The organism is Alteromonas sp. ABM1_013, assembly GCF_056160505.1.
On sequence record NZ_JBSWXH010000007.1, the window covers coordinates 32,731 to 52,093 of the forward strand.

General features: G+C 44.9%; 15 protein-coding genes. 8 read left to right on the top strand and 7 right to left on the bottom strand.

The genetic code is table 11. The features are described from left to right. Nucleotides 1-11 precede the first annotated feature (11 nt). Complete coding sequence (locus tag ACXAGK_RS18775; RefSeq protein ID WP_474857409.1) at nt 12-1,160, top strand: Na/Pi symporter; 1,149 nt, start codon at nt 12-14, stop codon at nt 1,158-1,160. 203 nt (nt 1,161-1,363) lie between these two features. On the opposite strand, the gene ACXAGK_RS18780 is transcribed toward ACXAGK_RS18775, so the two are convergent. Continuing rightward, the gene (locus ACXAGK_RS18780) at nt 1,364-2,527 is read right to left on the bottom strand and encodes a DcaP family trimeric outer membrane transporter (RefSeq protein ID WP_474804584.1); all 1,164 of its coding nucleotides are present in this window, start codon (nt 2,525-2,527) and stop codon (nt 1,364-1,366) included. A gap of 257 nt (nt 2,528-2,784) precedes the next feature. On the opposite strand from ACXAGK_RS18780, the gene acs reads away from it, so the two are divergent. Both acs and ACXAGK_RS18790 read left to right on the top strand, forming a co-directional pair. Further along, nucleotides 2,785-4,731 carry an acetate--CoA ligase gene (gene acs, locus ACXAGK_RS18785; protein ID WP_474857410.1) on the top strand — a complete coding sequence of 649 codons (1,947 nt, stop codon included), beginning with the start codon at nt 2,785-2,787 and terminating at the stop codon, nt 4,729-4,731. Between the two features lie 17 nt (nt 4,732-4,748). After that, nucleotides 4,749-5,393, top strand: a complete 645-nt coding sequence (locus ACXAGK_RS18790) for a response regulator (RefSeq protein WP_474804589.1) — start codon at nt 4,749-4,751, stop codon at nt 5,391-5,393. Here ACXAGK_RS18790 and ACXAGK_RS18795 read toward each other — a convergent pair. From ACXAGK_RS18795 to rimK, 4 genes are all read right to left on the bottom strand, one after another. Then, complete coding sequence (locus ACXAGK_RS18795) at nt 5,353-6,324, bottom strand: amino acid ABC transporter substrate-binding protein (protein ID WP_474857411.1); 972 nt, start codon at nt 6,322-6,324, stop codon at nt 5,353-5,355. The two genes, ACXAGK_RS18790 and ACXAGK_RS18795, sit on opposite strands and share 41 nt — an antisense overlap. An 81-nt stretch (nt 6,325-6,405) precedes the next feature. After that, nucleotides 6,406-6,840: an ATP-dependent zinc protease family protein gene (locus ACXAGK_RS18800; protein WP_474804594.1), complete on the bottom strand. Its 435-nt coding sequence runs from the start codon at nt 6,838-6,840 to the stop codon at nt 6,406-6,408. Between the two features lie 15 nt (nt 6,841-6,855). After that, nucleotides 6,856-7,887, bottom strand: a complete 1,032-nt coding sequence (locus tag ACXAGK_RS18805; RefSeq protein ID WP_474804597.1) for a succinylglutamate desuccinylase/aspartoacylase family protein — start codon at nt 7,885-7,887, stop codon at nt 6,856-6,858. Nucleotides 7,888-7,929: 42 nt separating this feature from the next. Beyond that, nucleotides 7,930-8,835, bottom strand: a complete 906-nt coding sequence (rimK, locus tag ACXAGK_RS18810; protein WP_025257684.1) for a 30S ribosomal protein S6--L-glutamate ligase — start codon at nt 8,833-8,835, stop codon at nt 7,930-7,932. 332 nt (nt 8,836-9,167) lie between these two features. On the opposite strand from rimK, the gene ACXAGK_RS18815 reads away from it, so the two are divergent. Continuing rightward, a complete protein-coding gene (locus ACXAGK_RS18815; RefSeq protein WP_474804601.1) occupies nt 9,168-9,791 on the top strand; it encodes a mechanosensitive ion channel domain-containing protein in 624 nt (207 codons plus the stop codon). 90 nt (nt 9,792-9,881) lie between these two features. On the opposite strand, the gene ACXAGK_RS18820 is transcribed toward ACXAGK_RS18815, so the two are convergent. Continuing rightward, entirely contained in the window at nt 9,882-13,325 is a 3,444-nt protein-coding gene (locus ACXAGK_RS18820) for a PAS domain-containing hybrid sensor histidine kinase/response regulator (RefSeq protein WP_474857412.1), read from the bottom strand. 257 nt (nt 13,326-13,582) lie between these two features. Between ACXAGK_RS18820 and ACXAGK_RS18825 the strand changes: the two genes are divergently transcribed. The 4 genes from ACXAGK_RS18825 (at nt 13,583) to ACXAGK_RS18840 (ending at nt 18,179) form a co-directional block, all read left to right on the top strand. Next, nucleotides 13,583-13,849, top strand: coding sequence for a DUF4212 domain-containing protein (locus ACXAGK_RS18825; protein WP_039216401.1), 267 nt, complete (start codon nt 13,583-13,585; stop codon nt 13,847-13,849). A 3-nt stretch (nt 13,850-13,852) separates the two neighbouring features. Next, nucleotides 13,853-15,559 carry a sodium:solute symporter family protein gene (locus ACXAGK_RS18830; RefSeq protein ID WP_474804608.1) on the top strand — a complete coding sequence of 569 codons (1,707 nt, stop codon included), beginning with the start codon at nt 13,853-13,855 and terminating at the stop codon, nt 15,557-15,559. A gap of 98 nt (nt 15,560-15,657) precedes the next feature. Next, nucleotides 15,658-17,487 (top strand): putative nucleotidyltransferase substrate binding domain-containing protein, encoded by a 1,830-nt coding sequence (locus tag ACXAGK_RS18835; RefSeq protein ID WP_474857485.1) that lies wholly within the window; start codon nt 15,658-15,660, stop codon nt 17,485-17,487. Between the two features lie 5 nt (nt 17,488-17,492). Further along, on the top strand, nt 17,493-18,179 hold the full coding sequence (locus ACXAGK_RS18840) for a 3'-5' exonuclease (protein ID WP_474857413.1): 687 nt from the start codon (nt 17,493-17,495) through the stop codon (nt 18,177-18,179). Here the strand turns inward: ACXAGK_RS18840 and ACXAGK_RS18845 are convergent. Further along, nucleotides 18,176-19,159 carry a GGDEF domain-containing response regulator gene (locus ACXAGK_RS18845; RefSeq protein ID WP_474804617.1) on the bottom strand — a complete coding sequence of 328 codons (984 nt, stop codon included), beginning with the start codon at nt 19,157-19,159 and terminating at the stop codon, nt 18,176-18,178. The two genes, ACXAGK_RS18840 and ACXAGK_RS18845, sit on opposite strands and share 4 nt — an antisense overlap. Between the last annotated feature and the right edge of the window lie 204 nt (nt 19,160-19,363).

The following is a 19,363-nucleotide window of genomic DNA, read 5'->3' on the forward strand; positions in this document are numbered from 1 at the left end:
TCGTTATCTGAATGATTGACCCACAAATACTATCAGCCAGCACTGTAGAAAAGAACAATAACTGGCACCGATGGCTGCTTCTTGCACTGCTTGTTTATGTCATGTTACTTGCGGTGAGCATGATTGGAAGTGGTTTCAAATATGCCGCTGGTGATCATGCTAGAGAGCTTTTTAATTTTGCATCAAACCCAATAATGGGCCTTATAATTGGCATGGTTTCGACTGCGTTAATTCAGTCTTCAAGCACGGTAACTTCAATTATTGTTGGTATGGTTGCAGGTGGTTTACCCATTACCATCGCGGTACCCATGATGATGGGAGCGAATATTGGTACTAGTATTACCAATACCTTGGTAAGCCTAGGGCATGTTGCTAAAAAAGAAGAATTTCAGCGCGCTTTTAACGCAGCCACTATTCATGATTTTTTCAATGTTCTTTCCGTACTTATATTCCTTCCACTAGAAATGGCCTTTGGTATTTTAGAGTATTTGAGTGGTCAGATTGTAACACTTATTCATACTCCAGAAGCGCTGGGCGTAAGCGGATTCAACCCAATAAAGGCGGCCACACAGCCAGTAACCAATTTGGTTTCTCAGTCCCTTGAGTTTTTACCTTCTGTTTATCCAGGTATCGCTAAAATTCTGATTGGTATTGCGCTGATCATGGTTTCTATTACCTATATGGGAAAAATTATGAAGTCCCTTATGGTAGGAAAAGCGAAGGATTTACTACACAAAAGTATAGGGCAGGGGCCCATATCCGGCATCACATCTGGCGCCTTAATGACGGTGTTGGTGCAGTCATCATCCACGACCACATCACTCATGGTGCCCTTAGTGGGGGCAGGGGTGCTAAAAGCCCGTGAAATCTACCCGTTTACTCTTGGTGCAAATATTGGAACTTGCATTACCGCCCTTATTGCTGCGTTAGGCGTGGCGGGCGTGAACAGCGGTTTTGCGTTACAGATAGCGCTGGTACACCTTATCTACAATGTGTTGGGTGTCACACTCATTTATGGTGTTCCTGTTTTGCGTAATATTCCTATTAATTTGTCCTACCAGCTATCTGTCCTAGCTGCAGAACGAAAGATGTACGGCGCAGCTTACGTGGGTGGATTGTTCTTTGCAGTACCACTGGGAATTATTTTTACGACAATATAAAAGCGTACCGGCAGTTTTAAACTGCACTAGAGAGGTAAATGCGGACTAATTGTTTCTGATGGTGTAATACAGGTTAGCGCGCTCACTACCTGTGCGGGCCGGTATAAACTAGGCATTAAACGCATTTAGCAACCATTCGGTCAATAAAAAACGGCGTTTCCGAGCTCAGAAACGCCGTTCTAATTTGTAAAGCTGCGTACTTATTAAAACGCGTATTTAGCTGAAACTTGGAAGCGGTTCATGTCGCCTTCAAGACCGGCTTCAATTTCGCGTTTTGCGAACGCATATTCAGCACCAACAGTTAGCGCTTTCGTTGGCGAGTACAAGTAGTTCACACGTGTGCTGTAGGTACTTTCAGTCGTATTTAAGCCAGTAAGCGTTACGTCATTGTCGGCTTCAAACGCTGAGAACATAATGCTGCTGCGTGCTTTTTCGCTCCACTTGTGACGATACGCAATGCCATACCCAGTTGAGTCAATGGCTTCCAAGTCGCCACTTTCAGTAAGAACTGCGCCATTTACCGCGTTCAGTGCAGAGTATCGGCCTAAACCTTTACCCGTGTTGAACGTGAAGCGAATATCATCGCCATTGGATAAGTTATATTTACCTGTTAACGACACGCCAAAGCTAGTCTCGTCAGCGTCGATGCCTGCGGCATTATCATAAGAAAGTTGTCTAACTAGGCCCGCGACTTTTACATAACCCCAGTCTTGCTTTGTGGTGTAGGCGGCAACTAAATCTGGAACACTACTGTCATCACTTGTTATCCTGCTACCACCACCAAACGGCGTAATGGTTGATTCAGGGTTTTCTAGTGCAATCTGAAACCCGCCATTGGTATATCTCACCATGACTTGACGACCAAAGGTAATGCCGTCGGTAGTACCAATAAAGTCAAGTGATTCTGGTAACGAACCTACGTCCATAAAGGTCGTCCATGTTTGGCCCACCAACCAATTCTTGTAAGTTAAGTATGCGTGACGTACTCGTGGAGTATAGGAGTTACTGATACGCTCATCACCGCCGCTAGTCACAACAAAATCCAGCTCGAATACACCGTTAATAGTGTCACCTTCGGCGGTAGGCGTTGATGTGGCAAAGCGGAAACGAGATGTTCTGATGTGTGCATCGAACTGTGGGTCTTCGTCAACGCCACCAACGGGAGTTAGTGAAGGTATATAAAAGTCTCGACCTACGCTACCAGAGGCAATGGTGCCATCTGAATAGTCGCTTACCATAGCGTCAACTTTAATATAACCCGTGAATTTCACACTAGTGTCGCCGATTGTTGCTGCTTGTGCTGTGCCGCCCGCTGCCGCTAGGCACAGCGCTACTGCGGTAGCGGTATTTTTTATTTTAGCTTTCATCGTGTCTGTTCCAAAAAAGTGGTTAAATAAATGTAAATTCAACGTTAACATCGCTGATTGTGTACTTATTATCGCAAATTTAAATAAGCCGTTGGTCGCATAAGACTATAGTCGTAATACTTTTAGTCTAACTTTTTTATTACTACCTTAGTTTTATGCTGCTAAGACCAAAGTCTCATTTTGCTTTGTGGGTGAATAGCTAGAGTGTTTCACCATACAACAAGAATTTTACATTATTGATATTGGAGGCAATCTTTATGACCGCCAGCAAAACTTATCCTGTGCCTGAGAACATTCTTCAATCTACTCATTTGACTGCGTCGCAGTATGACGAGATGTATATGCAGTCAGTAGAGCAACCCGAAGTGTTCTGGGCTGAGCACGCGTCTATGCTTGAGTGGTACCAAAAGCCAACCAAAATTAAAAACACTATGTTTGGTGAAAATGATGTGTCTATTAAATGGTTTGAAGACGGTGAGTTAAACGCTAGCTACAACTGTATTGACCGACACTTGGCCAATAATGCCACAAAAGTTGCCTTTCATTGGGAAGGCGACTCACCACAAGACAGCCAAGATGTGACATACCAACAAGTGCATTATGAAGTATGTAAGTTAGCGAATGCACTTAAAGAGATGGGAGTCACGAAAGGTGATCGGGTCGCCATTTACATGCCTATGGTGCCTGAAGCTGCCTACGCGATGCTTGCGTGTGCACGTATTGGTGCGGTTCACTCGGTAATTTTTGGTGGTTTCTCACCAAACGCTATTGCCGACCGCATCAATGACAGTAGTGCCAAGGTCGTTATTACAGCCGATGAGGGGCGCCGCGCAGGAAGAAGCATTCCGCTTAAAGCAAATGTCGATAAAGCGTTAGCCGATGATGCCTGCCCGTCAATTACACATGTTTTGGTGCATAAGCTAACGGGTGGCGATGTAGACTGGAACGAGAAGCACGATGTATGGTGGCATGAAGCTGTGGACGGTATGTCAGCACAATGCGAGCCTGAAGTAATGAATGCGGAAGACCCGCTATTTATTCTCTATACATCAGGCTCTACGGGTACGCCAAAAGGTGTGGTTCATACAACAGGCGGTTATCTGCTCTATTCCGCTATGACCTTTAAATACGCTTTCGATTACAAAGACGATGACGTTTATTGGTGTACTGCGGATGTGGGCTGGATTACAGGTCACAGCTATATGGTTTACGGCCCCATGGTAAACGCTGCGTCACAAGTGTTCTTCGAAGGTGTACCCACCTATCCAGACGTAAAACGTATTGCGCAGGTCGTAGAAAAATACAAAGTAAATAGTCTTTATACTGCGCCAACCGCGATTCGTGCATTAATGGCTCACGGTGACGTACCTGCTGAAGGTTGTGATTTATCGTCACTTCGTTTACTTGGCACAGTGGGTGAGCCAATTAACCCAGAGGCATGGGAATGGTATCACCGTGTTATTGGAGAAGGTCGTTGCCCTATTATCGATACATGGTGGCAGACTGAAACTGGCGGACACATGATTTTGCCTCTGCCTGGAGCAACAGAGTTGAAACCTGGCTCTGCCACTCGCCCATTCTTTGGCATACAGCCGGCGCTATTTGATGCTGATGGTAATGAACTTGAAGGCGCGGCAGAAGGTAACCTAGTGATCAAAGATAGCTGGCCAAGCCAGGCTCGAACGGTTTATGGCGATCACCAGCGCTTCATTAACACCTACTTCAGCGCATACAAAGGCGTGTACTTCACAGGTGATGGCGCACGTTGTGACGAAGATGGCTTTTACTGGATCACTGGCCGCGTAGACGACGTACTAAATGTATCGGGCCACCGTCTAGGTACGGCTGAAATAGAAAGTGCACTTGTTGCTCACTCTAAAGTGGCTGAAGCTGCGGTAGTCGGTTTCCCTCACGATATCAAAGGGCAGGGGATATATGTTTATGTAACGCCTAATGAAGGTGTTGAAGCAGACGAAGCGCTGACTAAAGAACTTAAAGCGTGGGTGCGCCAAGAGTTAAGCCCCATTGCCACTCCTGATATGATTCAGTGGTCTAACGGACTACCTAAGACACGCTCTGGTAAAATCATGCGCCGTATTTTGCGTAAAATTGCGGCCAATGAGCATGAGCAATTAGGTGACACATCTACATTGGCGGATCCATCGGTTGTTGATACACTGATAGAGGAACGTCTGAATAAGTAGAATTAAGGATATAGACAATGATAACCCTTCTAATCGCTGATGATCATCCGCTGTATCGCGATGCACTACGAGGCGCGTTGTCGTTGTCACTTCCAGCCCTTACCCTTAAAGAGGCCGGAGATCTAAACACCACAGTCGATATTCTCAATAATGAGGATATCGACTTATTGCTTCTCGACTTACATATGCCAGGCAGCAATGATTTATTTGGCTTGCTGCATATCCGTAAACTCTTTCCTGAACTTCCTGTTGCCGTGGTTTCTGGAACGGAAGACGCTACCCTTATTTCGAAGATCATTAGCGTAGGGGCACTTGGTTTTATTCCAAAAACGGCCAGTGCACAAGATATAGCCAATGCAGTTGAGGCTATTTTAGATGGTGATGTGTGGTTGCCTGAAAACTTAAGCGAAGATGTTGATGAGGTGGATGAAGCGTTTTCTGAACTTGCTGACAAAGTTGCGTCGCTTACACCGTCTCAGTATAAAGTGCTTTGCTACATGCGAGATGGGTTGTTGAATAAGCAAATTGGCTTTAATTTAGATATTGCTGAAGCCACCGTTAAGGCGCATGTTACCGCTATCTTTAAAAAGTTGGGCATCAACAATCGTACCCAAGCAGTACTTATTGCTTCGCAGCTTGAGCTGGAGCCACCGGTTCAGTAACATCGTGTTTAAGCACGGCTTCAGACATAGCAAATTCAGGTAGAAACTTTTCTAACGCCAAGCGGCTTTGCTCGCTCAATAGCGGGTTTTCGATTTCAATAACCGTACGCCCATCAATTAAGGTCATCCCTTCTTTAAAGTTCTTATGTGCAAGCAGTAACTCTTGGAACTTCCCGGTTTCAAATAGCATCAGCAGGCCTTCAGCGATACGCCCTGCTAATGCCTGATTATCACTGCCAACAAAGAAAAAGATAGGGCTTGGGTATGAAATGATGAGGTTGTCATCGATAGTTAAGCCTTTAGATAAGGTTTTATCGGCAAACTCCTCGTTAATTTCCATCACACTTCTTGGAAACATGTCGGCGAACCCTTCCGAAACAATGCGAAATGAAGCGCGATAGGTGGTTTCTAAAACGGGAATATCATTAGCCCGAAAAATCTTTGTGTCAGGCCAGTCGTATCCTAAAACTGCACGAAACTCCTGTAGGTCAATGAGGCTTTTTACCTTTTTTAGTCGCACATCCCCTTCTTTAACAAACAAGGCGCGCTTACCAAACAGTCCTGCCATGATAGGAATGCGAATAGGGAGAAACTGACGCTCGCGCTCAGTAGACGTTACGCTCCACGTTACGTCTAGCATATTGTGCTCGAGGCTGCGCAACTGGCGTTCTTGGGCCGTTTCTTGGTTGCTAACAATAAGCTCAAAGGTACCGTACTGCGACTGAGTAACACGCAAGGCTTCTGTTAGCAGTGACTTTGCGTATGAATAAACGCTATCTCTTCCAGGGTGGACGTTGGGTAATCGTAAAACGGTATGAGGCAAGTCTGCGCTTACCTCATCAGAAGGTTGCTGTTGCCCGTAAACAACGAAGTGCGCAAGTAAACTCATTAACAAAATGATACGGCTTAGAGATTTAGCTTTGATATCCATATTTTTAACTCATTTACGTGGCGCCAGCCCGGCTAATTGCCTTGTTAAAGGTTACTTTAAGTATAGCCCTTTTTTTAGCGGCTAATCTTTTCCAGTAAGTAAAAAATCGTGTTCGGGGTCTACAATAAACTGTCCACTCATCGCCTCTCTGCCAAGCAGCATTAAGTAGGTCATTTCAGAGCGATCCGTTAGGGTTAACTGGATATCCCATTGGAATCCGTCCATAACGATAGGCGTAATGATAACATAGCGTTTCTCACGTGTAGCTGTTGAACTTTTTACGCGCTTTTTGCCTTCAACGCGCGCTTCCCGTCTAACTACACGTTCTACGTTATGAATGTCTGGGTGAATATCAAATTTAATCCATAGTTCACCGTCTTGCTCAAACTCTTCAATATTGTCTACGTGAAGTGATGACGTTGCCGCACCTGTATCAACGCGCACGGTTAAGTCGGAGATAGCGAGTTTGGGCAAGTCGCACAGTTCTACTGCACCAACAATTTTCTTATTGTTCATCAGTTTTTTACCAATTTATAAAACAGGGTTCTGCTCTGGCGGCAATAAATTGTCTTGTAATAGTTCTACGTGTTCGGCAACAGTATCAGGCTCTGAAAAGTATGCAATGTGGTAAACGGCTTCACCTTCTTGGGTAAGCGGAATATTTTGTTTACCAATTACAACGCCTTCAGCTGGGCTTTCAAGGCTGTCCAAATAATTGCCAAATGGATCCGCAATAATGGCTAGTTTGTCACCTTTTTCAACATGATCGCCTAGTTGGGCTAGGTGATTTACAAATCCACTTTCAGGCGCGCGGACCCAGCCACTTTGTCTGGCAATGAAACGCTCAATGCTATGGCCCTTGCTACGGCTTTTGTTTAGCATGCCTAAGTGGCGCATGGTATTGATTATACCTTTTACACCTGCGCGAATAGAAAATTCATCATAGCGCAGTGCTTGACCAGCTTCATAGAGCAATATTTTAACGCCATTTTCACTGGCCGCTTCGCGTAACGAACCGTCTCGTAATTCCGCATTAAGCAACACAGGCACACCAAACGCTTTGGCCATTTCAAGTACTTCAGGGTCGTCCAAATCCGCGCGAATTTGTGGCAGATTACTTCGATGAATAGCGCCTGTATGCAGGTCGATGCCCACGTCGCACTTACTCACTATCTCTTTGAAGAATAAGTTCGCCAACCGCCCGGCAAGCGAGCCTTTTTTACTGCCAGGAAAACTGCGGTTTAAATCACGTCTGTCGGGTAAATAACGAGACTGGTTTAAAACGCCGTAAACGTTAACCATGGGTACCGCTATTAAGGTGCCCCTAATGCGTTCAATCGCTTTTGACCGGATAAGGCGGCCGACTATCTCAATGCCATTTAATTCATCACCATGGATAGCAGCGCTCACAAACATAACAGGACCAGGTCGCTTTCCTCGTTTAACATAAACGGGGATACTCATATTGGTCGCTGTATACAGCGGTGGCATTTCTAACTCAATCTTTTTTGTTTCGCCAGGAGCAATATTTTCGCCCCCAATTTTTAAAACATCACTTACCACTAACGTTTTCCTATATTTACGTTATTGCGTAGGTTGAAGGGGTTAGCCTTTTCCTCGGGTTTTTGTTTTATGTGGCTCGGCACTCTTTTCAATAAATTCAATGATCATGCTGGCAACGTCTTTATTGGTAGCTTTCTCGATACCTTCTAAGCCTGGTGAAGAGTTAACTTCCATCACTACAGGGCCGTTGTTCGAACGAAGAATGTCTACACCGCAACAATTAAGGCCCATGGTTTTCGCAGCATCAACTGCTGTTTTGCGCTCGGCAGGGCTTAGGCGCACTAAACTTGCCTGACCACCGCGGTGAAGGTTAGAGCGAAACTCTCCGGGAGCCGCCTGACGCTTCATAGCAGCAACGACTTTCCCACCAACCACAAAGCAGCGTATATCAGAGCCACCTGCTTCTTTAATAAATTCCTGTACTAAAATACTGGCATTAAGCCCCATAAATGCTTCAATAATGGATTCTGCGGCTTTTTGGGTGTCTGCCAATACAACGCCTATACCTTGGGTACCTTCTAGCAGCTTAATAACCACTGGCGCGCCGCCCACGGTTTTGATTACATCGTCAATTTTGTCCGGGTGATGAGCAAAGCCGGTTCTAGGCATGCCAATGCCTTTGCGCGAAAGCAGCTGGAGCGAGCGAAGTTTATCTCGAGAGCGGCTAATCGCCACTGACTCGTTGAGGCTGTATGTCCCCATCATCTCAAACTGTCGAACTACAGAAGTACCGTAAAAGCTAACAGATGCGCCGATACGGGGGATCACTGCATCATAGTAAGGTAGTTTCTTACCGTTATAGCGAACAGACGGTCGTGCGCTCGTAATATCCATGTAGCAGTGCATTGTGTCGATAACGTCGACCTCATGCCCGCGAGCCTGCCCAGCTTCCACTAAGCGTGAAGTAGAGTAAAGACGTGGATTTCTTGAAAGAATAGCGATGCGCATTATAAAAAAGCCTGTAGTTTGTGATTTATTTTGTCGTTTATTCGACCTGTCATTTACCACGTTAGCACGTGAGTATACCAATCTGTATAGATAATCGCCCATTCAATAGGTTAATTTCTATGCGGACTGGTATTAAAATTAGACAAGTCATTTTTGCGCGCATACTAATAGAAGTGAAAGGGGGTGTCTTACGAATAATTCTTGTTGTGTCGATTGCTTTTAATGCATGAACTTGTCTGTTATTCACGTTAGCATTAGAGCGCCTTGGCTTTTTAAAGCAAAAATAGATAAAGAAGCCAGTATGCGTGATAAAAACAGTAAGGAAAAAATAAATGAATGAGTGGTGGCATGGTTTTTTGGCGTGGTTAACTCAGTACCAGTCAAACGTCGTGTTCAGTGGTATAGTTCTGCTTATCTATTTGGCAATGTCGCGGAAGCTGCTACCAAAATTAGAAAATAATATCGTAAAATCAAAGCTCAAATCTAACAGTGCTTTAAAAGGACTTTTTGCTGCGCGTGTGATTGTAGCAACTGTATCGCTTTCCCTGCTGCTGTTGGCATGGGGTATCGATTTCTCAGGCCTACTTGTACTTTCTACGTCCATCATTACGGTAACCGGGGTTGCACTTTTTGCAAGTTGGTCGCTCATCAGCAATATTACGGCATACTTTATTTTGCTTACCAATGTAGCCTATAGCAGAGGCAACTATGTGCGCATTCTTGATGGCGATAACTATATAGAGGGCGTTATTGCGGATGTTGGGCCATTCAGTACTCGTTTAATTACCGCCGACCGCGAAACGCTAATGTACCCCAACAACTTGATTCTAACTCGCCCAGTGCTACTCAACCCGAAAGAAAAGTGGGGGGCCATGGGTAAAGTTGTGGCGAAGTCGAGTGTAGAGACGCCGGTGGTTAAGACGGAAGAAACTAAACCACATGACGAGTTACTGTAAGTACTTCTTTATTCGTCATTTAAAGTGCAATAGTAGAGAACGAAAAGCATTCAATTAACGTGGTGCAGATACGTCATTGTTCCACAATAATTAAACGTTTTTCGCTTCTCTTATATAACGCGTCATACTTTGTAGTAACGCGCGTAGTTTTGCCGGCTTAAGCGGCTTAGCCAAAAAGTTTACGCCTTGGTCTTTACACTCAGTCACTAAATTCTCATCTGGTGTTGCGGTTATAAGCGCCGCTGGCACTACAACGTTTAGTCGATGTCTTATTTCTTCAATCAGAGCAAGCCCATTTTTCTCGCTATCGTGACTAAGTTGATAATCCATCAGTAAGATCTGAGGCTGAATGACCTCACAAACCTTCAGTGCATCATCCCAGTTATTCGCTAAGAACACGTTTACGCCCCATTTTTGTAATAGGGTTTGCATAGCATCCAAGTTTTCCCTTTGGTCGTCTACGCAAAGTACATTCATTCCTGTAAACGTGGTACTACGAGGCTTTGCCGCAATACTAGAAGCCCGTTTAGGCGCGGCTTTAGTAAGAGAAAACGCAAAGCAGCTTCCTTTGCCAACTTTCGAGTTAACGCTGATATCACTGTTCAACTGTAGGCTTAAGCGGCGCACCACGCCCAAACCCAACCCTAACCCATGCTCTTTACTTTCGTTGGCGCGAAAGAAATCGCCGAATATACTGTCTTTTTTATCATTAGAAATACCAATACCTGTATCGATAACTTTGAAATAAACGGTTTCTTTAACAGATCTAACCGTGAAAAGAACCCGCCCTTTTTCGGTGTATTTCACTGCATTTGACAACAAGTTTTGGGTAATTCTATATAAATAGGTTTTATCTCCTCGTACCCAGCAAGGGCGGATTATGGCTTTGAAACCAAGCCCCTTTTCACGGGCACGCATAGCCATTTCATCAACTAGTGGAGAGAGTAGGGCGCTTACATCAATTGATTCTATATCGGGTTTCATCTCTCCTTGATCTAATCTAGCAATATCAAGCAGGGTGCCGATGAGCGTTTCACTTGAACTAACGCTATGGCCAAGCTTCTGAACTATATTCTGGGCTTGTTCAGAAAGTTCCTGTTCTTCCAAAGCACTTACGTAAAGCTTAGCTGCATTAAGCGGCTGTAATACGTCATGACTGGCAAGGGCTAAGAAACGGGTTTTACTGGCGTTCGCGTCTTCCGCGGCTTTTCTTGCCCTTATTAGTTCTTTCTCGGCCTCGGAGCGTCGTTCTATTTCAAGGCGAAGTTCTGCGTTAATCGAATGCACTTCTTCCGTACGTTTCTTTATGCGAGCTTCAAGGTCAATGTTCGATTCTTCCAGCGCTTGCTGAATTTCCACATGCCCTGTGATGTCGTTAAAGCTTGTTACAAAACCGCCGCCAGGTAATGGATTTCCCACCATTTCAATGACTCGGCCATCTTTGCGTTGTCGAGTAAAGCGGTGCGGCATACCGGAGCGCAAGTGCGCTAAGCGTTTTTCTACTTCAGTATCAACATCGTGCGTTCCAAACTCGCCTTGGGATGCGTTGTATCGAATGAGCTTTTCTATTGGAGAGCCAACAGCAAGTAAGTTGTCTGGGTAAGGATATAGGTTGGCATAGCGCTTGTTCCAGGCGACCAAATTCAAATGTTTGTCTACCACGCTTATGCCTTGGTCCATGTTTTCAAGCGAGGTTAATAGCGCTGTCATATTAAATTGCATCGCCTGCGTGGTATCGTCGAAAAAGTTAATTACCTCAGTAAAATCCATTTTTTTGCCACGTAGCGCACTGTCTAAAAGTACCTTTGCACTAGAGGCGCCAATAACCCCGCCAAGAGCGCGTTCACAGAATGATAAAAACGATTCATTAGGTGTATCTGCGTGGCTTAACTGGCAATTATTTAGCTGTTGATATTGGGTAAGAAGCTGATCGCAACGCCCTGTTCCCATAAAGGTTGAAAGCAAAGTGATAAGGTCAGACACGGTAACGTTTGTGGCTTGAGCTTTCACCGTGTTGTTACTAGAAATGGCGGGAGAAACGAACGCTTCTGCCTGCATTCTGTCGATAAGGCGCTGGGGAGCGAAATGAGAAAAGAGTATATACACCAAGCTATTTGCGGCCAAGCTAATCATGGCCCCTTGGCTTATCAATTCGTTTTGCTCCATTTGAGACACTTGTTCACTTACAATTGGCAGTACTAACCACAGCACCCATATAACAAGGCCGACCATAAGCCCGGCATAGACGCCGTGGGCATGAGCGCGTTTCCAGTAAAGACCGCCGACAATAGCGGGCATTAGCTGAATTACAAGGGAAAAAGCGATAAGGCCAATAGAGTGAAGAGAGCGACTGCTGGTCATCTGCTGGTGGTATAGAAAAGCCATCAATAAAATAAAGGCGATAACAATCCGTCTAATTAGGCGGATTTTTTTGGATACGTCTTTTTTGTCGTCGGTGTTGCCGGTGAACGCTAAAATTCGTGGCAATATCACGTCGTTGGTAAGCATGGTGCTTAAGGTAAGCGTGGCGACTATGATCATAGCCGTAGCCGCAGACAGACCACCTACAAATACAATGACTTGAAGAAGTGCAGACTCCGAAAACATCGCAAGAGACAATACATAGGAGTCAGGTTCAATGCCTTGACCAGCAAAGATGGCTTTACCCGCAATAGCAATGATAGGGATAACCGCGGAAATAATGGTTAAGTAAAGAGGAAATAGCCAACGCGCTGTGCGAATGTGGCCCAAGCTTAAGTTGTCGATAATGGCAACGTGAAACTGACGAGGTAAGCAAACAATGGCTGCCGCAGCCATAATAGTTTGTGCAATGAAGCTAAACGAACCGAACTGAGCAAGCGCAACCTCGTTAGTAAAACTTTCGAAAAATGCACCAGACTGGGTACGCTTCCACGCGCTGTAACCCACAATAGCAACCAGCACTAAAGCAAGTAGCTTGATGGTAGACTCAAATGCTATGGCCAGCATCAGGCCACGCCTATATTCTGTTACATCAGTTTGGCGCGTACCAAAATAAATCGCGAAGGCAGCGATAAAGCCTGTGGCAGCAATGATAATTCCATTGCTGTTAGGTTGTTGAGTTAACAGTTGAAAGGTGGCGCCTACCGCCTTTAACTGAAGCGCAATGTAGGGAATGGTTGCAAGTAGGGCAATAAGAGTAACGACTAGAGCTACGGTCTGACGCTTGCCATAGCGAGACGCAATGAAGTCTGAAATGGTTGTGATATGCTGCTTTTTACTTACCAGTGTCAGTTTGTAAATAAACTTGTATCCCAGCACATAGACTAAGATGGGCCCAAGCATGATTGGCAGGTAAATCCACGTATCTCTACTTGCTTGCCCCACCATGCCAAAGAAGGTCCAAGCGGTACAATAGATTGCCAGGGCTAATGAATAAATGGCGGGATGAGAAGTCAGTGCTCTTGCTGTAGGCGAGTTCTTTTCTCCCCAACTTGCTAATGAAAACAGCAAAAAAAGGTACAAGACTGCAAGCGTGACCCAACCAAAAACCATAATCTTCCTTTAACTTAGTTTTAACAACTGTGCTGATATTATAATCATTTCGACCATGGTCTACCTACGACCATGGTCTCATTTTGAATTTCACACCTCAGGTCTAGAGTAATAGCCGACCTCCTAGATGCTTGACTTTTGCTGCTTTGTTTCTGTCGTGTACAAAAGTTTCAAACGCAGCAATAACGTTAACAAAGCCGAGCGTTAGGGAATTGTAAAATCATAACAACTAGTTAACCTGACATGAGGGTGAAACAATGGCATTTAGAAACGAAGAGGACAAAAAAGCCTACTGGAGTGAAAACCTAGCGCTCCTAGCTAAGCTTTTAGTCGTTTGGTTCATCGTATCATTTGGTGCCGGCATACTGTTTGTCGATATCTTAAATGAAATTCAGTTCTTTGGCTTTAAATTAGGCTTCTGGTTTGCACAACAGGGCTCAATTTATGTATTTGTTGCTTTGATCTTTGTCTATATGGCGAAGATGAACGCCATGGACAAACGCTACGGCGTAGATGAGGAGTAAATCATGGACGTTCAAACTTTAACATTTATTATCGTTGGCGCGTCGTTCGCGCTGTATATTGCAATTGCAATTTGGGCTCGCGCTGGGTCGACGAATGACTTTTACGTGGCGGGTGGCGGCGTACCGCCTGTTATGAACGGTATGGCTACAGCGGCAGACTGGATGTCGGCTGCATCGTTTATATCAATGGCGGGTCTTATCTCATTTATGGGATACGACGGTGCGGTATACCTTATGGGCTGGACCGGTGGCTATGTTCTACTTGCACTTTGTTTAGCGCCTTACCTACGTAAGTTCGGTAAATTTACGGTACCTGACTTTATTGGCGATCGTTACTACTCACAAACAGCACGTACCGTTGCGGTATTTTGCGCCATCTTTGTTTGCTTCACATACGTTGCAGGTCAAATGCGTGGCGTAGGCGTGGTATTCAGCCGTTTCTTAGAAGTGGATATTGTGTCTGGCGTTGTTATTGGCATGGTTATCGTGTTCTTTTACACCGTACTTGGCGGCATGAAAGGCATCACCTACACACAGGTTGCTCAGTACTGCGTAATGATTTTTGCGTACATAGTACCTGCCGTATTTATCTCAATGATGGTTACCGGGCATATCCTTCCGCAAACCGGTTTTGGCGCAACCTTGGCAGACGGTTCGGGGGTGCATATGCTGCAGAAACTCGATAATTTATCTGTCGAACTCGGGTTCAATGAATACACCTCGGGGACAAAAAGTACTATCGATGTATTCTTTATCACCTTTGCCCTAATGGTGGGTACTGCGGGCCTTCCACACGTTATTGTTCGCTTCTTCACTGTGCCTAAAGTTCACGATGCACGTAAATCTGCAGGTTATGCCCTAGCGTTCATCGCCATTCTTTACACTACAGCACCGTCGCTTGCAGCATTCGCTCGTGTGAATATGATTGAAACCATTAACGGTCCAGAGATGACGGGCACCAGCTATGAAGAAGCGCCGTCGTGGATTAAAAATTGGGAGCAAACTGGCCTTATCGCGTTTGAAGATAAAAACGGCGATGGCAAAATGTTCTACTCGGGTGATGAGCGCAACGAAATGAAAGTTGACCGCGACATTATGGTATTGGCTAACCCTGAAATCGCGAACTTACCAGCCTGGGTGATTGCGCTGGTTGCGGCAGGTGGTGTGGCAGCAGCCCTTTCTACTTCAGCGGGCTTACTGTTGGTAATTTCCACCTCTGTGTCCCACGACTTACTGAAGCGGAACTTTATGCCAAACATTACCGATAAAGCCGAGCTTATGTACGCTAGATTGGCAGCAGCGGTGGCTATTGTCATTGCAGGTTACTTCGGTATCAATCCGCCCGGATTTGTGGCGCAGGTGGTCGCCTTTGCTTTCGGCTTAGCGGCGTCGAGCTTCTTCCCTGCAATTATCATGGGTATCTTTAGCAAGCGTATGAACGACAAAGGCGCTATCGCGGGTATGATTTCAGGGATTGCGTTTACTGCGGCTTACATAATTTACTTCAAGTTTGTAAATCCGGCTGCAAATACGCCTGACAACTGGTGGTTTGGTATCTCTCCTGAAGGTATTGGTACTTTAGGTATGATGGTGAACTTCATTGTTGCATTCTTAGTGTTTAAAGCAACAGATGAAGCACCTGAAGAAATTCAAGAACTGGTTGAGAGCATTCGTTATCCTAAGGGAGCGGGTGAAGCATCAGCGCACTAAATTAGTATTGCCTTAAGATAGGCTTTAGCAAAATAAAACCAATCTACTGGCGAAAGTGAGTAGGTTGGTTTTTTCTTTTTGTGAACTGGACAATTTCTATGACTGCGATGGCTAAACAAGTTGAAGACTTTCTTAATACATCCGCACCTTTTGATTTGCTGGATAGCGAGCAGAAGCTTCAGCTAGTAAAACATACTGAACTGGTATACGTAACCGCGGATAACGTTGAGGAACTACAAAAGGATAAAGTGTCACTTTTCCTTATCCAAAGCGGACAGTTTTCCGTCCAAGATTCTGATGCCCCTTTACGCCATTTAAGTGAGGGAGACTACTTCGGCTACATCAATATAATGGAAAAACGTAATTTTCCACTAAGTATAACGGTGGACAGCCCAGGGCTGGTTTATTGTTTTGATGCGCTAGCTGTAGAACCTTTACTAGAAATACCTACAATACGGCATTTTTTTGATGGCCTTAGTAATAACGCTCTGCAAAACCATGCCATAGCAGATAGTAATTCAATGTGGCTTTACAAGGGCCTTTTAGACATTATCGAAAAAGCCCCTGTTTCCGTCGAGGCTCAAACCCCAATCACGGAGGCAGCTCAGTTAATGACATCGCAAAAAGTCTCCTCTTTGTTAGTAACTGAACAAGAGAAGCTAATTGGTATCATTACTGACCGCGATTTAAGGTCGAGAGTGGTGGCAGCCTCTTTAGACCCTCATCTTCCGGTTAGCCAAATAATGACAGCTAACCCAGCTCAGATTATGGGTAACAGGACCTTGTTTGACGCTTTAGCGCTGATGACGGAAAAAAACATTCATCACTTGCCCGTTATTGATCAGCAAACGCTCGTGCCCCTTGGCATGGTAACCGCAAGCGATATCATTCGTCATCAGCGGGGGAACGTACTCTTCATCATTGGTGAACTGAGCAAAGCCGAGAACCTTTATGAGCTCACGCGCTTGTCGTGGCAACTGCCTCATTACTTTTCAGCTCATGCTAAAAAGGCAGGTGATTACGACATTGCTGGGAAAATATTGTCGCAAGCAACCGATATCATGACCAGAAAGCTCATTGGCTTTTTCCAACAAGCTAACGGTAAAGCTCCCATGATGTTTGCGTGGTTGGTATATGGTTCACAAGCCCGAGAAGACCAAACCATGGGCTCAGATCAAGACAACGGGCTACTTCTTGCCAAGCAACCTACCGAAGTGCAAGCCGAATACTTTTCGAAAATGGCAGAGTACGTATGCAAAGGGTTGGCAAAGTGCGGCATCAAGCTTTGCGATGGCAATATTATGGCCAGTAATCCTAAGTTGAGACTATCTCTCGATGAGGCGCTCGAAGAAGCTAAACAGTGGGTAAAAGCGCCCACTAAAGACGCCATTATGCACTTTAATATCTTTTTGGATGTACGGTGTGCCGCTGGTGATGTGGGCCTATTTAAGCAGCTTCAAAAACAGCGCGCCCCTTTAATGCAGCAAAACATGTTCTTAGCAGCCCTTACCAGGCATAGCAATGAAATAGCTGTGCCGCTTTCTATGTTCCAGAAGTTTGTTTATGAGAAAGGAAGAAAAGAAAAAGATGTTATTGACCTAAAGACCCGAGCTGTCGCTTTAATCAATAATATAGCAAGAATTTACGCACTGGCCGATGGCGTCACCTTACCTAACACGCTTGCGCGCTTAGACGCATTATCAGCTCGTTCGCAACTTTCAAAACGCGATGCAACGAATCTTAGCGATATTTGGCTGTTCCTGAATCGTCTGCGCTGGCGTCATCAACTTGAAAATAAAGTTACTGACAATCGCGTGTCCATATCAAGCTTATCATCAATTGAAAAACATCAGCTTAAAGCTGCTTTCAAAGCCATAGAAAGAACGAATCAAGCTATGGTGATGAAGTTTTCAGGTGGCGTGAGTTAATCGATATGGTTCAACGGTGGATAAAGGCATGCGCACAGGCGCTCACGGGTAAAACCAAGCTGAAAAAGCGTCTTCGCGAACTTAGCGTTTACAATACATCATTTACCGCAGTTGATTTGGAGCTTACGTCGCTTAACCCTTCAGCAACGCAAATTACTTCTGTGGGTTATGTGAGTGGCAAGGGGGGCCGTATCGATTTATCGACGAGCGGTTATCATGTTATCAACACTACCGCAGACCTAGGGCAAAGCCCTGTGATTCACGGGTTAACCCCTGACATCTTGCAAAAAGGCGAAAATTTAGAAGTGGCGCTCCATGCACTCACACCGTTATTTCAACAACATATACTTATTTTTCACAACGCTAAGTTGGACTTGATGGCGTTGAACAAAGCTTTTAAACAGTGCGCTTTACCAAAGTTAGAGGTGGTTTATATTGATAGCCTTCAGCTTGCGCTGTATCAGCTAAACAAGCAGCATCAGGTTTTACCAAGTAATAGTGCTACGCTAGGTGTGTGCCGCCAACGCTTAGATCTTCCAGCTTTCAATGAACACAATGCGCTAGATGATGCGTTAGCTACGCTTCAGCTTTTCCTAGCCCAGTTGACGGAATTAGGTGTAGCGAAAGAGGCTACGCTGGACTGTCTGCTTCACACCGGGGCTGTTGGTTGCACTCAGCTAGGCGACAGCTAGAAACTTTTTATCGCTTGTGAAGAACTGGGGCTCAATGCTTTTTTCGTAGGCGCAAGTGAAGGAGATACTAAGCGATTACGCCCGGAAGTTTTAGCTGCATACAGGTTTTTATCCGCTTCCAGCATGACATAATCAATCGTTTTATCATCGTTGGCAGTTTTTATCGCTAAGCCTGCACTCAGTGTTATGCGCCCGTACTCAGACGAACTATGTAGAATGTTGAGGTCGTAAACGGTTTCTAATAGGCGCTCGGCGACAGCTACTGCTCCCTCCACATCAGTGTTTGGTAAAATTACTAAAAACTCTTCACCACCAATTCTCACCAATTTATCCATAGGACGAAGGAGTGCATCGTTTATCGTTTTACTAACCTTCCATAAGCAGCTATCACCATCTAAATGTCCATACATATCGTTAAATAGCTTAAAGTGGTCGACATCAAATATAACTAAAGACAATGGGGTGGCATTGCGTTCGCTATCTTTAACTAATCGGGGGAGATAGTCATCCAAATAGTGTCTGTTGTAGGCACCGGTTAGTTTGTCGATATAAATTAGTTTTTCTAAGAAATCACTTCTGAGCTTGTGTTGAAGATGCGACTTTACGCGATTGCGCAGCGTACAAGCATTCACAGGCTTAACTACAAAGTCTACACAACCAGAACCCCAACAACGAGATTCTTCCTCGTCTGTTGATGAAGAGGTAACGAAAATAATAGGTATGTGTTCACAGGATGGCTTTTGTCTAAGCAGCGCTGTGGTCTCGTGCCCATCCATTTCTGGCATGGAGACGTCCATAAGGATTAAGTCTGGCCTGTTATGCTTGCAGTACTCAATGGCTTCCTTTCCTGAGCTTACAGAAAAGCACTCTACTGTTTCTTCGAGTAGTGTTTCTAAAATAAGTCTACTGCTGGCTTGATCGTCGACAATCAATACACTGCAATCAGTTAAAGTCCGATCGCCGACTTGGTCAATGTACACTGGGGCTCCTAAACACATATGTGAGTGTTCAATTAATAAGAATACGCCTGAATTTGGAAAAGAACATTAATCAAAAGTGTAATATTCAAGCGTAGGATTCATTATCACTGTTATCTGCTTCTCTATAAAAACCTTTAACGAATAAAGCACTTTCCATAGATAAAAGAATACTTCGCTGTATGATATTTGTACAGCGCAAGGGAG

What these genes read in the sequence shown, in the direction of transcription:
- ACXAGK_RS18775 (WP_474857409.1), top strand. Translation starts at nt 12, where the DNA reads ATGATTGACCCACAAATACTATCAGCCAGCACTGTAGAAAAGAACAAT.
- ACXAGK_RS18780 (WP_474804584.1), bottom strand. Translation starts at nt 2,527, where the DNA reads ATGAAAGCTAAAATAAAAAATACCGCTACCGCAGTAGCGCTGTGCCTA.
- acs (WP_474857410.1), top strand. Translation starts at nt 2,785, where the DNA reads ATGACCGCCAGCAAAACTTATCCTGTGCCTGAGAACATTCTTCAATCT.
- ACXAGK_RS18790 (WP_474804589.1), top strand. Translation starts at nt 4,749, where the DNA reads ATGATAACCCTTCTAATCGCTGATGATCATCCGCTGTATCGCGATGCA.
- ACXAGK_RS18795 (WP_474857411.1), bottom strand. Translation starts at nt 6,324, where the DNA reads ATGGATATCAAAGCTAAATCTCTAAGCCGTATCATTTTGTTAATGAGT.
- ACXAGK_RS18800 (WP_474804594.1), bottom strand. Translation starts at nt 6,840, where the DNA reads ATGAACAATAAGAAAATTGTTGGTGCAGTAGAACTGTGCGACTTGCCC.
- rimK (WP_025257684.1), bottom strand. Translation starts at nt 8,835, where the DNA reads ATGCGCATCGCTATTCTTTCAAGAAATCCACGTCTTTACTCTACTTCA.
- ACXAGK_RS18815 (WP_474804601.1), top strand. Translation starts at nt 9,168, where the DNA reads ATGAATGAGTGGTGGCATGGTTTTTTGGCGTGGTTAACTCAGTACCAG.
- ACXAGK_RS18820 (WP_474857412.1), bottom strand. Translation starts at nt 13,325, where the DNA reads ATGGTTTTTGGTTGGGTCACGCTTGCAGTCTTGTACCTTTTTTTGCTG.
- ACXAGK_RS18825 (WP_039216401.1), top strand. Translation starts at nt 13,583, where the DNA reads ATGGCATTTAGAAACGAAGAGGACAAAAAAGCCTACTGGAGTGAAAAC.
- ACXAGK_RS18830 (WP_474804608.1), top strand. Translation starts at nt 13,853, where the DNA reads ATGGACGTTCAAACTTTAACATTTATTATCGTTGGCGCGTCGTTCGCG.
- ACXAGK_RS18835 (WP_474857485.1), top strand. Translation starts at nt 15,658, where the DNA reads ATGACTGCGATGGCTAAACAAGTTGAAGACTTTCTTAATACATCCGCA.
- ACXAGK_RS18840 (WP_474857413.1), top strand. Translation starts at nt 17,493, where the DNA reads ATGGTTCAACGGTGGATAAAGGCATGCGCACAGGCGCTCACGGGTAAA.